Annotated in this window: 13 protein-coding genes; 7 read left to right on the top strand and 6 right to left on the bottom strand. The window is 71.8% G+C overall.

The window, feature by feature from the left end:
• Positions 1 to 3 precede the first annotated feature (3 nt).
• A complete protein-coding gene (locus ACFY8O_RS15735; RefSeq protein WP_145805915.1) occupies positions 4 to 1,218 on the top strand; it encodes an acetyl-CoA C-acetyltransferase in 1,215 nt (404 codons plus the stop codon).
• 38 nt (positions 1,219 to 1,256) lie between these two features.
• The gene (locus ACFY8O_RS15730; RefSeq protein ID WP_145805913.1) at positions 1,257 to 3,428 is read left to right on the top strand and encodes a 3-hydroxyacyl-CoA dehydrogenase NAD-binding domain-containing protein; all 2,172 of its coding nucleotides are present in this window, start codon (positions 1,257 to 1,259) and stop codon (positions 3,426 to 3,428) included.
• A gap of 21 nt (positions 3,429 to 3,449) precedes the next feature.
• Here the strand turns inward: ACFY8O_RS15730 and ACFY8O_RS15725 are convergent, their stop codons facing one another.
• Both ACFY8O_RS15725 and ACFY8O_RS15720 read right to left on the bottom strand, forming a co-directional pair.
• Entirely contained in the window at positions 3,450 to 4,190 is a 741-nt protein-coding gene (locus tag ACFY8O_RS15725) for a MerR family transcriptional regulator (RefSeq protein ID WP_145805911.1), read from the bottom strand.
• Between the two features lie 104 nt (positions 4,191 to 4,294).
• On the bottom strand, positions 4,295 to 4,456 hold the full coding sequence (locus tag ACFY8O_RS15720) for a hypothetical protein (protein ID WP_387902377.1): 162 nt from the start codon (positions 4,454 to 4,456) through the stop codon (positions 4,295 to 4,297).
• On the opposite strand from ACFY8O_RS15720, the gene ACFY8O_RS15715 reads away from it, so the two are divergent.
• Together ACFY8O_RS15715 and ACFY8O_RS15710 are read left to right on the top strand one after the other, a co-directional pair.
• Positions 4,389 to 6,221, top strand: a complete 1,833-nt coding sequence (locus tag ACFY8O_RS15715; RefSeq protein ID WP_387902374.1) for an AMP-dependent synthetase/ligase — start codon at positions 4,389 to 4,391, stop codon at positions 6,219 to 6,221. The genes ACFY8O_RS15720 and ACFY8O_RS15715 overlap by 68 nt on opposite strands.
• Before the next feature lie 40 nt (positions 6,222 to 6,261).
• A complete protein-coding gene (locus tag ACFY8O_RS15710) occupies positions 6,262 to 6,738 on the top strand; it encodes a macro domain-containing protein (RefSeq protein WP_145805907.1) in 477 nt (158 codons plus the stop codon).
• 315 nt (positions 6,739 to 7,053) lie between these two features.
• Here ACFY8O_RS15710 and ACFY8O_RS15705 read toward each other — a convergent pair whose 3' ends face one another.
• Entirely contained in the window at positions 7,054 to 8,217 is a 1,164-nt protein-coding gene (locus ACFY8O_RS15705; protein WP_387902371.1) for an acyl-CoA dehydrogenase family protein, read from the bottom strand.
• A 108-nt stretch (positions 8,218 to 8,325) separates the two neighbouring features.
• Between ACFY8O_RS15705 and ACFY8O_RS15700 the strand changes: the two genes are divergently transcribed.
• Positions 8,326 to 8,958 carry a TetR/AcrR family transcriptional regulator gene (locus ACFY8O_RS15700; RefSeq protein WP_145805903.1) on the top strand — a complete coding sequence of 211 codons (633 nt, stop codon included), beginning with the start codon at positions 8,326 to 8,328 and terminating at the stop codon, positions 8,956 to 8,958.
• A gap of 23 nt (positions 8,959 to 8,981) precedes the next feature.
• Here ACFY8O_RS15700 and ACFY8O_RS15695 read toward each other — a convergent pair whose 3' ends face one another.
• The 3 genes from ACFY8O_RS15695 to ACFY8O_RS15685 all read right to left on the bottom strand — a co-directional run bounded on the left by ACFY8O_RS15695 (position 8,982) and on the right by ACFY8O_RS15685 (position 12,076).
• Entirely contained in the window at positions 8,982 to 10,421 is a 1,440-nt protein-coding gene (locus ACFY8O_RS15695; RefSeq protein WP_387902367.1) for an aldehyde dehydrogenase family protein, read from the bottom strand.
• The gene (locus tag ACFY8O_RS15690) at positions 10,418 to 11,296 is read right to left on the bottom strand and encodes an oxygenase MpaB family protein (RefSeq protein WP_145805899.1); all 879 of its coding nucleotides are present in this window, start codon (positions 11,294 to 11,296) and stop codon (positions 10,418 to 10,420) included. Before ACFY8O_RS15690 ends, ACFY8O_RS15695 begins: the two co-directional genes overlap by 4 nt.
• 561 nt (positions 11,297 to 11,857) lie before the next feature.
• Positions 11,858 to 12,076, bottom strand: coding sequence for a hypothetical protein (locus ACFY8O_RS15685; RefSeq protein WP_387902365.1), 219 nt, complete (start codon positions 12,074 to 12,076; stop codon positions 11,858 to 11,860).
• 105 nt (positions 12,077 to 12,181) lie between these two features.
• On the opposite strand from ACFY8O_RS15685, the gene ACFY8O_RS15680 reads away from it, so the two are divergent.
• Complete coding sequence (locus tag ACFY8O_RS15680; protein WP_387902363.1) at positions 12,182 to 13,081, top strand: oxygenase MpaB family protein; 900 nt, start codon at positions 12,182 to 12,184, stop codon at positions 13,079 to 13,081.
• A complete protein-coding gene (locus tag ACFY8O_RS15675; protein ID WP_387902361.1) occupies positions 13,078 to 13,965 on the top strand; it encodes an oxygenase MpaB family protein in 888 nt (295 codons plus the stop codon). The genes ACFY8O_RS15680 and ACFY8O_RS15675 overlap by 4 nt, the downstream gene beginning before the upstream one ends.
• Positions 13,966 to 14,211 lie beyond the last annotated feature (246 nt).

Here is a 14,211-nt window from a genome sequence, read left to right as displayed (position 1 = left end):
GCCTTGAGTACCGAAGCATTCGTCTACGACGCGATCCGCACCCCGCGCGGCCGGGGCAAGGCCAACGGAGCCCTGCACGGCACCAAGCCGATCGACCTCGTCGTCGGTCTCATCCACGAGATCCGCGACCGTTTCCCCGGCCTCGACCCCGCGGCCATCGACGACATCGTCCTCGGTGTCGTCAGCCCGCTCGGCGACCAGGGCTCCGACATCGCCCGGATCGCCGCGATCGCCGCGGGCCTCCCGGACTCCGTCGCCGGCGTGCAGGAGAACCGCTTCTGCGCCTCCGGTCTGGAGGCCGTGAACCTGGCCGCCGCCAAGGTGCGCTCGGGCTGGGAGGACCTCGTACTCGCCGGGGGCGTGGAGTCGATGTCCAGGGTGCCGATGGGCTCCGACGGCGGCGCCTGGGCCATGGACCCGATGACCAGCTTCGAGACCGGTTTCGCCCCCCAGGGCATCGGCGCCGACCTCATCGCCACCGTCGAGGGCTTCTCGCGCCGCGACGTCGACGAGTACGCCGCGCTGTCCCAGGAGCGTGCCGCGATCGCCTGGAAGGAGGAGCGGTTCGCCCGCTCCGTCGTGCCCGTCAGGGACCGCAACGGTCTGCTCGTCCTCGACCACGACGAGCACATGCGCCCCGGCACCACGGCCGACTCGCTGGCCTCCCTGAAGCCGTCCTTCGCCGCGATCGGCGAGATGGGCGGCTTCGACGCGGTGGCGCTGCAGAAATACCACTGGATCGAGAAGATCGACCACGTCCACCACGCGGGCAACTCCTCCGGGATCGTCGACGGCGCGGCCCTCGTCGCGATCGGCTCCAAGGAGACCGGCGAGCGCTACGGACTCACCCCGCGCGCGCGGATCGTCTCCGCAGCGGTCTCCGGATCCGAGCCGACCATCATGCTCACCGGCCCGGCGCCCGCCACCCGCAAGGCGCTGGCCAAGGCGGGCCTCACCATCGACGACATCGACCTGGTCGAGATCAACGAGGCGTTCGCCGGAGTCGTCCTGCGCTTCGCCAAGGACATGGGCCTGAGCCTCGACAAGGTCAACGTCAACGGCGGCGCGATCGCGCTCGGCCACCCGCTGGGCGCGACCGGCGCGATGATCCTCGGCACGCTCATCGACGAACTGGAGCGGCAGGACAAGCGCTACGGCCTCGCCACCCTCTGTGTCGGCGGCGGCATGGGCATCGCCACCGTCATCGAGCGTCTCTGACCGTCCCCCGGCCACCCCTGCTTACGGAGAAGACAAGAATGACCGAGAGCACGACCATCCGCTGGGAACAGGACGAGACCGGCGTCGTCACCCTCGTACTCGACGACCCCGACCAGTCCGCCAACACGATGAACCAGGGCTTCAAGGACTCCATCGCGGCCGTCGCCGAGCGCGCCGCCGCCGAGAAGGACTCCATCCGGGGCATCATCTACACCTCCGCCAAGAAGACCTTCTTCGCGGGCGGCGACCTCAAGGACATGATCAAGATCGGTCCGGAGAACGCCCAGGAGGCGTTCGACGCCGGAACCGCCATCAAGCGGTCCCTGCGGGTCATCGAGACCCTCGGCAAGCCCGTCGTCGCCGCCATCAACGGCGCGGCGCTCGGCGGCGGTTACGAGATCGCGCTCGCCGCCCACCACCGCATCGCGCTGGACGCCCCGGGCTCCCGCATCGGCCTGCCCGAGGTCACCCTCGGCCTGCTGCCGGCGGGCGGCGGTGTCACTCGCACCGTCCGGCTGATGGGCATCACCGACGCCCTGCTGAAGGTGCTGCTCCAGGGCACCCAGTACACCCCGCACCGGGCCCTGGAGAACGGTCTGGTCCACGAGGTCGCCGCCACCCGTGAGGAGATGCTCGACAAGGCACGTGCCTTCATCGACGCGCATCCCGAGTCGCAGCAGCCCTGGGACGTCAAGGGTTACCGGATCCCCGGCGGCACCCCGTCGAACCCGAAGTTCGCGGCCAACCTGCCCGCCTTCCCGGCCAATCTGAAGAAGCAGCTCGCGGGCGCCCCCATGCCGGCTCCGCGCAACATCATGGCGGCGGCGGTCGAGGGGTCCCAGGTCGACTTCGAGACCGCCCAGACCATCGAGGCGCGCTACTTCACCGAGCTGGTCACCGGCCAGGTCGCGAAGAACATGATCCAGGCGTTCTTCTTCGACCTGCAGGCCGTCAACTCCGGCGCCAGCCGCCCCGCCGGCGCCGAGGAGCGCCAGGTCCGCAAGGTCGCCGTCCTCGGCGCCGGGATGATGGGCGCCGGCATCGCCTACTCCTGCGCCCGCGCCGGCATCGACGTCGTGCTCAAGGACGTCTCCACCGAGGCGGCGGCCAAGGGCAAGGCCTACAGCGAGAAGCTCCTCGCCAAGGCGCTCTCCCGGGGCCGTACGACGGAGGCGAAGCGCGACGAGCTGCTGGCCCGCATCACGCCCACCGGAGACCCGGCCGACCTCGCCGGCTGCGACGCGGTGATCGAGGCGGTCTTCGAGGACACCGCGCTCAAGCACAAGGTCTTCCAGGAGATCCAGGACATCATCGAGCCGGACGCGCTGCTCTGCTCCAACACCTCCACCCTGCCCATCACCGTGCTCGCCGAGGGTGTCACCCGGCCCGCCGACTTCATCGGCCTGCACTTCTTCTCGCCCGTCGACAAGATGCCCCTCGTCGAGATCATCAAGGGCGAGAAGACGGGGGACGAGGCCCTGGCCCGCGCCTTCGACCTCGTGCGCCGCATCAAGAAGACCCCGATCGTGGTCAACGACTCACGCGGCTTCTTCACCTCGCGGGTGATCGGTCACTTCATCAACGAGGGCGTCGCGATGGTCGGCGAGGGCGCCGAGCCCGCGTCGGTCGAGCAGGCGGCGGCACAGGCCGGCTACCCGGCCAAGGTGCTCTCCCTCATGGACGAACTGACGCTCACCCTGCCGCGCAAGATCCGTATCGAGACCAGGCGCGCCGTGGAGGAGGCGGGCGGCACCTGGGCCACCCACCCCGCGGACGAGGTCGTCGACCGCATGGTCGACGAGTTCGGGCGGCCGGGCCGCAGCGGGGGAGCCGGCTTCTACGAGTACGGCGAGGACGGCAAGCGCGGTGCGCTCTGGCCGGGCCTGCGTGAGCACTTCACGAAGCCGGGCACGGAGATCCCGTTCGAGGACATGAAGGAGCGGATGCTCTTCTCCGAGGCGCTGGACAGTGTCCGCTGCCTGGAGGAGAACGTCCTCATGACCGTCGCCGACGCGAACATCGGCTCCATCATGGGCATCGGCTTCCCGGCGTGGACGGGCGGCGTGCTCCAGTACATCAACGGGTACGAGGGCGGCCTGCCCGGCTTCGTGGCGCGCGCCCGGCAGCTCGCGGAGCGCTACGGCGACCGCTTCCTGCCGTCCCCGCTCCTCGTGGAGAAGGCGGAGAAGGGCGAGACCTTCCACGACTGACGGAGCCCGTACGGGCCGTGTTCACCTTCGCTCGCCGCGGGTGAACGCGGCCCGCAGTTCCTCCTTCAGGGACCGCTGGAAGGCCGTCAGCAGGGCCTGGAGCACCATCGGCTGCATATGGGCCGAGAGGGACTTCATGGCCTCCACGTGCTCCGGGTCCGTCTCCCGCTCCCGGTAGGGGCCCCACACCTCGTCCCGGAACAGCCGGGTCAGCTCGTGCGCCGCCGAACGGGTGTGCTCCAGCAGGACCGTGCGCGCGGCCAGGATCGTCTCGTGCTCGATGGGAACGTCCAGCAGCTCCACCCCCAGCCGCAGCAGCCCCGGGTCCACGCGCAAGGGGCCCTCGGGCGTCGAAGGGCGCTCCAGCACGCCCATGGCCGCGAGCCGGTCGACGTCCTGGGCGCTCAGGGCGCGGCCGGCCCGCCGTTCCAGCTCGGCCCGCTCCATGTCCTCGGCGCTGTCCGGAGCCCAGGACGCCACCAGGGCGCGGTGGATGGCCAGGTCCTTCGCGCTCAGGTCAGGGGGCAGCTGCTGGAGATAACGTTCGATCGCCGCGAGCGTCATGCCCTGGTGCTGGAGTTCCTCGATGAGGGCCAGCCGGGAGAGGTGGTCGTGCCCGTAGTGCCCCACCCGCCGGGGCCCGATCACCGGGGGCGGCAGAAGGCCCTTGGTGCTGTAGAAGCGCACGGTGCGCACGGTGACTCCCGCACGCGCCGCCAGTTCGTCGACGGTCAGCGTCGGCTCTTCCGTCCCGGTCGCCATGTCCACTCCTCGTTGCCGGGGCACTCCTGCTCGTGTGCCGCTGTGCCGGTGCTCGTGCCCGTGTCTGTCCCTGTGCACCAATCAGGTGCAACAGTATTGCTGTCTCACCACTGTTGTGAAAGTGTCCGGCAGCATCGAAGCGCAGTCTTACCCCCGGTACGGACCGTATGGGTCCGGCCGAACGGACAGGAGGCGGCCGTGACCACGATCCTGCGACTTCCCACCGAACCCGAGCACCTCACACTCCCTGCCCTGCTGCTGCGCAATGCCGAGGACCACGGAGATCTTCCCGCGCTTTCCTGGCGCGTGGCCACGGACGGCGGGAACGACGACGGATGGACCACTCTCACCTGGAGCGAGGTGCGCGGCGAGACAGCCGTGCTCGCCGCCGGCTACAGCGCCCTGGGGGTGGAACGCGGCGAGCAGGTCCTCATGATGATGGGCAACCGGTTCGAGCACTGGCTCAGCGACCTGGCCCTCACCCACCTCGGTGCCGTACCCGTCACGGTGTACGGCACCTCGGCCCCCGGGCAGACGGCCCACATCGCCCGGCACAGCCGGGCCCGGGTCGCCGTGGTCGAGGGCGCTCGCGAACGCGAGCTCTGGGAGCCCCTGCTGGCGGACCCCACCGTGCCGCTGGAGAAGCTCGTCGTCGTCGAAGCGGCGGACGCCGGGCCGCACATGTCCTACGCGTCGCTGCACGGGACGGGGGAGCGGCTGCGGAGCGAGGAGGCCTTCGACAAGGCCTGGCGGGAGATCCGCGCGCAGGACCCGCTGACCGTCGTCTACACCTCGGGCACCACCGGCGACCCGAAGGCCGTTCCGATCACCCACCGCAGCATGGTCGTCAACGCCCTGGCCCTGGACCAGGTGGTGGAACTGCCCGATCACGTCGAGCACATCTGCTACCTCCCCTTCGCCCACATCGCCGAGCGGATGCTGGGCATCTACCTGCCGGTCTTCCGCGCCTCGCACGTCCATCTCTGCGCGGACACCGCCGCCGTCGCCGCCACCGCGCGCGCCCTGCACCCCGCCCAGTTCTTCGGGGTGCCCCGGGTGTGGGAGAAGCTCGCCGCGTCCGTCCAGGCGGCCCTGGCGACGCTGCCGGAGGAGCGGCGGGCCGTCATCGAGGCGGCGGGCGCGACGGCCCGCGAGCACGTCTCCTACCGCGAGCGGGGCGAGCAGCCGCCCGCCGAGCTCGAGGAGGCGTACCGGCAGGCCAAAAAGACCGTCCTGGATCCCGTGCTCTCCCTCGCGGGCTTCGAACGCCTCGTGTGGACGGCCAGCGCCTCCGCGCCGATGCCGCTCGACGTGGTGCGCTTCTGGGCCGGGTTCGGCATCGTCATCATGGACGCCTGGGGCCTCACCGAGACCGTCGGCGTGTTCACCACCAACAGCCCGTCGGCCTTCCGGCTCGGCTCGGTGGGACGTCCGCTGGAGGGGCTGGAACTCAGGATCGCGGAGGACGGTGAGATCTGCGTCCGCGGAGAGACGGTCTTCGCCGGCTACCTGCGCGCCGACGGGACCGTGGACGGGGCGCTCGACGAGGACGGCTGGTTCCCCACCGGGGACATCGGCCGGCTCGACGAGGACGGCTATCTGTGGCTCACCGACCGCAAGAAAGAAATGATCATCACCTCGACGGGCAAGAACGTCTCCCCGGCGCTCGTGGAGAACACCCTCAAGGAACATCCCCTGATCGGCCAGGCACTCGTCCACGGTGACGGGCGCTCCTACCTGGTGGCGCTGCTCGTGATCGACACCGAGATGGCTCCGGTCTGGGCGGCGGCGCGCGGTATCGAGGGCGACCCGACCGGCCACCCGGAGGTCCTCGAGGAGATCGCCCGCGCCGTCGAGGCCGCCAACGCCCGGCTCAACCGCACCGAGCAGATCAAGCGTTACCGGCTGCTGACCCGGGAGTGGGGTCCGGAGACCGGCGAGCTGACACCCTCGCTGAAGCTCCGCCGGCGCGTGATCCGCGACCAGTACGGCGAGATCCTCGACGGGTTGTACGCGGAGGGCGGGGCCTGAGCCGAGGCCTCTTGTCGGTGGTGCCTTGTACGGTCGAGGCATGCCGGGGATCACGTATGTGCGGGGGGACGCCACCGCGCCGCAGGGCAAGGGCGTCAAGCTGATCGTGCACGTCTGCAACGACCTGGGCGGCTGGGGCAAGGGCTTCGTCCTCGCCCTCTCCCGCCGCTGGCCCGAGCCCGAAGCCGCCTACCGCCGCTGGCACCGCGAGCGCGCGGGCAACGACTTCGGGCTCGGCGCCGTCCAGTTCGTCCAGGTGTCCCCGTACGTCTGGGTGGCCAACATGGTGGGCCAGCGGGGGATGCGCACGGGCAGCAACGGCGTGCCCGTGCGCTACGAGGCGATCGACGAGGGCCTGCGGAAGGCTGCGGTCCGGGCCGCCGGACTGGGCGCCTCGGTACACATGCCGAGGATCGGCTGCGGGCTGGCGGGCGGCACCTGGTCCAGGATCGAACCCCTCATAACCGAGCGGCTGGTGAAGGCCGGTGTCGAGGTGACGGTCTACGACCACGGGTGAGGCCCGGTGCCGGGGCGACGGCGCACGGCCAGGCGTGAGGCCTGGTGGTGTCGGGGTGAGGGTCCTTCGGCTACAGGTGAGGGGGGATGTCCCTCGGACCGGCCGGAGGGGGCGGGCGCGTGCCCGTCGGGAGCGGGGACGATGTCCACGACCGTGGGTGAGTACCGCCGGTTCCGGGGTGGCGGTCCACCGCGACGGCGCCGGCCGCCGGCCGCCGAGCCGGCCGGTCACGACCGCCCCGCGTGCGGGCGTGGGCTCGGCGCGGCTTCCGGCGCCCGCCCGCGAAGGCCCCGGAAGCCGCCGGGCGGCCTTGCCTCAGAGGCCGTAGCTCTTGCCGATGATGTCGCGCTGGATCTCGCTCGTGCCGCCGTACACCGTCGACACGACCGCCGCCCGCAGGTGCCGCTCCATGTCGTACTCGGTGGCGTAGCCGTAACCACCCATCATCTGCATGCCCTCCAGCGCCGCGTGCCGGGCCGTCTCGGTGGCCTTGAGCTTGGCCATGGACGCCTCGCGGGGGAACAGCCGGTCCGGCTCGGCGTCGCAGGCCGCCGCCACGTCGAAGACCAGCAGCCGCGCGCACTCGATCTCCGTGGCCAGATCGGCCAGCCGGTGCCGCAGCGCCTGGAAGGAGCCGACCGGGCGGCCGAACTGCTCACGCCCCCGCACATAGGCGACGGTGTCCTCCAGGATCCGCTCCGCCAGCCCCAGCATGTTCGCCGCCAGGAAGAGCCGCTCCGCGTTGAGACCGGCCATCAACTGCGTCCAGGCGCGGTCGGCCGTGCCCACCACGGCGTCGTCCGGCAGCCGTACATCGGTGAAGAAGACGTCGTTGACCTCGCGTCCGCCCATGGTCTCGATGGGACGGATCTCGATCCCCGGCGTGGCGGCCGGGACGTGGAACATGGTCAGGCCCTCGTGCTTCGCACCCCCTGACCCGGTCCGGGCCACCAGCAGGATGTGCTCCGCCAGATGCGCGTTGGAGATCCACGTCTTGTGCCCGTTGATCAGCCAGCCGCCGTCATCCGTGCGCTCGGCCCGGCAGCGCAGCGCCGCCACGTCGGATCCGGCACCGGGCTCCGACATCGCGATGGAGAGCACCTGCCCGGCCACAGCGCCGCCGACCGCGGCCTTGCACTGCTCCTCGCTGCCGAAGCGCTCGTACGCCTTCGCCGTGATCACGGAAGTGATGAAGCCTCCCGCCGGAACCAGGCCGCGGGCCGTCTCCCGCAGGAACAGGCAGGCGTCCGTCATCCCGCCGCCCGCGCCCCCGTACGCCTCGGGCAGGCACACTCCGAGCCAGCCGAGCTCGGCCATCCGGGCGTAGAGCGAGGGGGCGTGAGGTCCGCCGGTCTCCGCGGCCAGGGCGTCGCGCTGCTCCCGGGTACCGCACTCGCGCCGGGCGAAGTCCCGCAACGCCGTGACGAAATACTCCTGTTCGGCGGAGACGGACCGGGGAAGGGCGTGGCTCACGGACATGGATGACCTCCAGAAGGGAAGTGAACAGAGGAGTTACAAAGAGACGGGTTAGGTAACAGTGTTGCGATATCGGTATGGTGGAGTGGTCACGGCGGACGGGGAGGGCCCATGGCTGCACGGAGTACCGACGATTCACTGATGGCCAGGGCGCTCGTCGAGGGGCCACCCATCGACGCGCTGAGCGAACAGATCCTGGACGCGGCACGTGAGCAGTTCATGACGTTCGGGCTGCGCCGCTCGACCGTCGACGACGTCGCGAAGCGGGCCAGGGTCTCCCGGGTCACGGTGTACCGCCGCATCGGCAACAAGGACAGCCTGGTCTCGGCATGCCTGCTGCGGGAGTACCGCAGGTTCGTCGCCGACGTGGACGAGGCGGTGGCGGCGCTGCCCACCATGGAGGACCGGCTCGTCGCCGGCTTCGTCGCCGTCCTCAAGCACATCCGCGAACACCCCCTGGTGGGCGGACTGCTGAGGCTGGAGCCCGAGATCATGCTCCCCTTCCTCACCCTGGAGAGCGGGCCGGCCTTCCTCGCGATGCGCGGATACCTGGCCGGCCGGCTGCGCCACGCCCAGCGCCTCGAGGGACGGCCGGAGACGGATCCGACACCGGTGGCCGAACTGATGGTGCGGATCACGGTCTCCTTCCTCCTCAATCCGCTCAGCTGCTTCGAACTGGACGACGACGATCAGGTGCGCGCCTTCGCCCGCCGCTATCTGGTGCCTCTGCTCAGCGCCGCCTGAACGCGGTCACCGGGCGGACGCGGTCAGAACCGGGCGTGCAGCCTGCGCCCGAGCTCGACGGCCCGGGCGACCTTCTCCCGGGGTGTCGCGAACGAGGTCAGGTCGACCGCGGGCGCGAACCGCCGCACGGTGACGGAGCGGGGCGCGGCGAAGGACCTCAGCCCCTCCTCGCCGTGGATGCGCCCGTAGCCCGAGTCGCCGGCCCCACCGAAGGGCAGCGAGGGAATCGCGGCGAAGCCGAGCACCGAGTTCACCGACACCGCACCGGAGTGGAGGCGCTCCGCCAGCGCCAGCCCCTTCGCGCGGGAAGCGGTGAAGACCGCCGCGCCCAGCGAGTACGCCGAGGCGTTGGCCCGCTCCACGGCCGTGTCCATGTCCGGCACCGGATTCACCACGACGACCGGGCCGAAGGTCTCCTCCGTCACCGCCGGCGAGTCCTCCGGCACGCCCGCCAGCACCACCGGCCCGAGCACGCGGTCCCGCAGGGAGTCGGGTCCGCCCAGCACGGCCCGACCTCCGTCCACCAGGGCCTGCTTCACGTGGCGTTCCACCACGTCGAGCTGGGAGGGCAGGGTGAGCGGACCGTAGGCCTCACCGTGCGGGAGTGCCTGCGCCCGGCTCACGATCCGGGCGCACAGGTCCTCGTGCACCGAGGCCACCGCGTACACCCGCTCCACACCGGCGCAGGTCTGCCCCGCGTTGCTCATCGCGCCCCAGACGATGGCGTCGGCCGCGGCGTCCAGGTCGGCGTCGGCCGCGACCAGTACCGCGTCCTTGCCCCCGCACTCGGCGAGCAGGGGCGTGAGCGTGGCGGCGCAGGCCGCCGCGACCTTACGGGCGGTGCCGGGCGAACCGGTGAAGGCGATCTTGTCCACGCCCGACGGACCCTCCGCTCCGGCCAGGGCGGCCCCCGTGGACCCCGGGCCGGTGACGGTCGTGAGCAGGTCCGCGTGGCCGGGGACCGCCTCCGCGAAGCTCTCGGCCAGCAGGACGCCCACCCCCGGCGTGAGCTCGGACGGCTTGAACACCACGGCGTTGCCCGCGGCAAGGGCGTAACCGATGGAGCCCATCGGGGTGTAGAGCGGGTAGTTCCAGGGGCCGATCACCCCGATCACACCGAGCGGGCGGTAGGCCACCAGGGCCCGCTGATGGACCGACAGCAGCCCGGAGGGAACCCGGCGCCGTCCCAGCACCCGGCGGGCGTTGCGTGCCGCCCAGTCCAGGTGGACCAGGGTCAGCAGCACCTCGGCACGGGCGTCGTGCACCGGCTTCCCCGTCTCGGCCGCGATCACCTCGGCGAACTCCTCCGTGCGCCGGGCGAGGGCGCGCTTCCACAGGAGCAGCGCGCCCCGTCGCTCGCGCGCTCCCAGTGCGGCCCACGCCCGGCCCGCCTCCCTGCCCCGCGTCACCGCGGCGCGGATGTCGTCGAGGCTGTGCGCCGGGGTGTCCGTACGAATCGTCATGAGGTCTCCATGGGCAGGGGTTCCAGCGGGCGGCTCTGCGCCCAGTGCGGTCCGAGGTCGTCGAGCTGGTAACCGAAGGGGTAGCTGCGCGGGCGCGGCCGGGAAGGCAGCCGGCGAGGACGGGCGGGCAGCAGCCTGACGCCGAACGACCGGGCACGCATCAGCCGTGTGGCCGCCGATCGTGCCCAGCGGGGCTGGGCGGGGAAGCCCAGGGCGTTCAGCAGCGGCTCGTCCAGCAGGGCCAGCGTGAACCGCGCGATCAGGGGGCGCAGCGGGGCCGGGTACCAGGCCGCCATGACCCGGAAGGTGGCGTTGGCGACCCGGCGGTTGGCCGGGTCGTAGGCGAACATCCGGTCCTCGTAGGAGTCGAGCAGCTTCTCGAACTCCTCGTAGGTGCCCGGCGCGCCCTCGATCCCCATCATGGCCGCCATCCGGCGTCCCACCTCCGCGAGCGCGGCCGTCTCCTGGTGGCACAGGGGGCGCCACCCGAACCGGTCTATCCATCGCTTCGGGCCGACGACCGTGGTGGCCAGCACGTACAGGAAGTCCTCGTTCGGGATGCGGTACTTGCCGTGGATCCGGTTGAGATGGCGGGCCGCGGCCCTGGCCCGCTCCGAGTCGAAGCCGTCAGCGGCCATCTCGTATCCGAACAGGACCGTGTCGTCGTAGCGTTTCTGACCGTTACGTTCGAACTCCTGGGTGCGGTCGAGCAGTACGGAGATCCTCGGGACCCCGTAGTCGCGCAGGAAGGCGACGCTGATTCCCTGCCGGTAGTCCCACGGGAACTCGTACTGCGACATCAGCCGGAGTATCTCGGCGCAGTCGCGTGCGGGATCCATGCGGCGGATCTCGCGCAGTCGGCTGTAGCGGCCCATGGTGTGCAACCTCCTCGGTGGTGGGAGCCGTTCGGGTGCGGGGACCGGCGGTGCGGCCGGTGGAGCGGAGGTCCCGGCCGTCCACGCGGACCCGTTCCGCCTCGACGGAGTGTGCGGGGAGCCGGGGGAGCCGGACCGCCGCCGGCCACTGCGCGGGGACGAGGTCCCGGCCATGCGGATGCGCGGGGGTGGCGACGCGGATGACGGGGATCCGGCCGGACGCCGTCAGCGACGTCGCGCAGACCTCGGCGTCACGGATGCGGAGCTGTACGCCGGTGGTGGACGGCGCGCCGTCGGAGCCGGTGTCCCCAAAGCCCCGGTCCTCGGCGGCCGGCCGTTCCGCGCGCACCCACAGGGCCTCGGCCCTGCCTCGCACCGTGGGGAGCCGGGTGCCGCCGTGGACGACGGCGTCGAACGCGTCCGCACCGGCCGCCGCCCGCGCCACGCCCGCACCGGCCGGCGCCGTCCCGGAGCCGGGGGCACGCGGCGGGCCGGCTGCCGGTCTCCGTCATCAGCTCGGCGCCGAAGCCGAGTACCAGGGATATCACTGGCCCGCCCCTCTCAGAAGCACTCGGTGCCGTCGCGGTCGAGACCGACCTCGACGCCGTCGAGGTCGGGTGAGCCGGCGCCGGTGGCCCGGGCGGTGCCCCGCGCCTCGCGCGCGAGCGCGGTTCCGCCCCGGATGCCGAGAAGGCCGGTCGGACCGCTGCCCCCGGGAGCGGGAGCGGACGTCCAGCGGATCAGCCCTTCGGCGCACAACCCGGTTGTCGCATCCGGCATGTGACGGTCCCTCTCGTCCCTGAAGAGTCAAAGTTACAAATACTATTGACTTGTTTCACGGGGCGCGTCAACACTGCTGACAGAGATTCGAAGAAGGGAGCCCGTTTGGACACGCCCCAGGGTGCCCGCTCACCCTCCGCCGTCAGGGCACCACTCCGAGGCGGTACGGCGTGGCGCCACTTCGGAGACTTCCGGAACTTCCTGCTGGTCCCCCAGCTTCTGCTGCTCCAGGTCGCCCACCCCGTCGTCGGCACCGGAGTGGAGGACCACTCCGACTTCCGCACCCGGCCCTGGCAGCGGCTCTGGCGCACGGTGGCGTCGCTGCACACCGTGATCTACGGAGGGCAGGCCGCGGCCACCGCCGAGGGCGAGCGGCTCCTGCGCGTCCACATACCGATGAAGGGCACCGACGGCCGGGGCCGCCGCTACCACGCGCTCCACCCCGAGGCGTACCACTGGGTCCACGCCACACTCGTCCGCGGCGGGTACGCGGGGCACCAGATCTTCGGCAGGGGGTTCAGCGCCGAGGAGACAGCGGAGTACTACCGGGACATGCGTGACGTCGGCCGGATCTGGGGGCTCAAGGAGCACCATCTGCCACCCGACTGGGAAGCCTTCTGCGCGTACTACGACGAGATGGTGCGGGAGCGGCTCGAACTCAACCAGTCCGTCCTGGACGTTCTCACCGAACTGCGCCACCCACGGAAACCGCCGGTCCGCCTCCTCCCCGGCTTCCTCTGGCGCCCTGTGGGCGCCAGGGCCGCGCACTACGCCATGCTGGTCACCGTCGGCACCCTGCCCCCGGTGCTCCGCGAGCGCCTCGGCCTCGGCTGGACCCCGGGCGACGAACGCTCCCTGCGGCGCTTGGTGCGACTGGTCCGATTCCTCATGAAGCTGGTCCCGCCGCCCCTGCGCATCGCCGGAGCGCTCGCGATCGCATACTGGAACACACACGGGCCCGGCACCGACCCGCGCACCCGCCGACCCCTGGGGGCACCCGGATGACCAGCTCAGGAGAGCCCGTACCGCCCCCGCCCGGCGGTGTGCTGTGGAGCCTGGCGGGCGACGTCCGCGGACTGCTGATGCTGCCCGCGGCTCTCACCCTCCAGGTCGCCCACCCGGCCGTCGGCGCGGGCGTCGACGACCACTCGGTCTTCCGTACGGACCCCTGGGGCCGTGGGGAGAGGTCCCTGAGCTCACTCCAGCTCTGGGTGTACGGCGGTGAGGCCGCCGCCGAGGAGGGCCGCCGGCTCAGGCGGCTGCACCGCACCATCCAGGGCACCGACACCCGTGGGCGCCGCTACCACGCCCTCACCCCGGCGAACTACGCATGGGTGCACGCCACCGGCTTCCCCGTCTACCAGCACGCCTCGCGCTACCTGGTCCGCCCGCTCACCGAGGCCCAGGAGCGGGCCCTGTACCACGAGTGGCTCCAGGTCGGCCGCGTGCTGGGCATCCACGACCGGGACATGCCGCAGACGATCGAGGAGTTCTGGCCGTACTACCGCACGATGCTGGCCGACGAGGTGGAGGCGACCGTCGTCGTACGGGAGCTGGTCGCCACCGACACGTCCGTGCCTCCGCCCGACCGTGGTCCGCTCCCGCTGCGGCTGCTCCTGAGGGCGCTGTGGCCGGTACTGCTTCCGCCGCTGGCCCGGTTCCGCAGCTTCATCACCATCGGGCTGATGCCCCCGGAGGCCCGGGCGGCCATCGGACTGGACTGGACCCCTGAGCAGGAGCGGCGTCTGCGGCGCTTCTGCGCCGTGGTGCGGCGCGTCGTGCCGGTACTCCCCGAGCGGCTGCGGTATCTGCCTCTGGCCCGGTCGGCGAGGGCCGAATGGCGGGCCCGGGGAGGGCGGCCCGGCCGGGGTGCCGTGCACCCGGGGTGACCGCCCGGCCCTGGCCGGGCGAGCGGTGACCCGCCCGTGAGGGTGTGCCGGGCCGCTCCCCGCCCCGGCCCCGGTGTGCGGACCGGAACCGGGGCGGGGGGCCCACGCCGTGTCGTCTGCTGACGGGACGGGACGGGGGCGGTCACGGGCGGGGCATCGGCTGACGCCCGGCGACGCAGAGCCGCCTGAAGCGCCCCCCTCGGCGGGCGGTGCCTCAGGCGACGGCGCCCGGACCCGGAGACCAAC

Source organism: Streptomyces argenteolus (assembly GCF_042902585.1).
In the GTDB taxonomy this organism is placed as follows: Bacteria; Actinomycetota; Actinomycetes; order Streptomycetales; family Streptomycetaceae; genus Streptomyces; species Streptomyces argenteolus.
Note: the sequence above shows the minus strand (reverse complement) of the source record. Positions and strands in the feature narration are given on the sequence as shown.

Excerpts from the sequence above, each read along its gene's own strand:
- ACFY8O_RS15730 (WP_145805913.1), top strand. The coding sequence starts at position 1,257 with ATGACCGAGAGCACGACCATCCGCTGGGAACAGGACGAGACCGGCGTC.
- ACFY8O_RS15725 (WP_145805911.1), bottom strand. The coding sequence starts at position 4,190 with ATGGCGACCGGGACGGAAGAGCCGACGCTGACCGTCGACGAACTGGCG.
- ACFY8O_RS15710 (WP_145805907.1), top strand. The coding sequence starts at position 6,262 with ATGCCGGGGATCACGTATGTGCGGGGGGACGCCACCGCGCCGCAGGGC.
- ACFY8O_RS15705 (WP_387902371.1), bottom strand. The coding sequence starts at position 8,217 with ATGTCCGTGAGCCACGCCCTTCCCCGGTCCGTCTCCGCCGAACAGGAG.
- ACFY8O_RS15700 (WP_145805903.1), top strand. The coding sequence starts at position 8,326 with ATGGCTGCACGGAGTACCGACGATTCACTGATGGCCAGGGCGCTCGTC.
- ACFY8O_RS15695 (WP_387902367.1), bottom strand. The coding sequence starts at position 10,421 with ATGACGATTCGTACGGACACCCCGGCGCACAGCCTCGACGACATCCGC.
- ACFY8O_RS15690 (WP_145805899.1), bottom strand. The coding sequence starts at position 11,296 with ATGGGCCGCTACAGCCGACTGCGCGAGATCCGCCGCATGGATCCCGCA.
- ACFY8O_RS15685 (WP_387902365.1), bottom strand. The coding sequence starts at position 12,076 with ATGCCGGATGCGACAACCGGGTTGTGCGCCGAAGGGCTGATCCGCTGG.
- ACFY8O_RS15675 (WP_387902361.1), top strand. The coding sequence starts at position 13,078 with ATGACCAGCTCAGGAGAGCCCGTACCGCCCCCGCCCGGCGGTGTGCTG.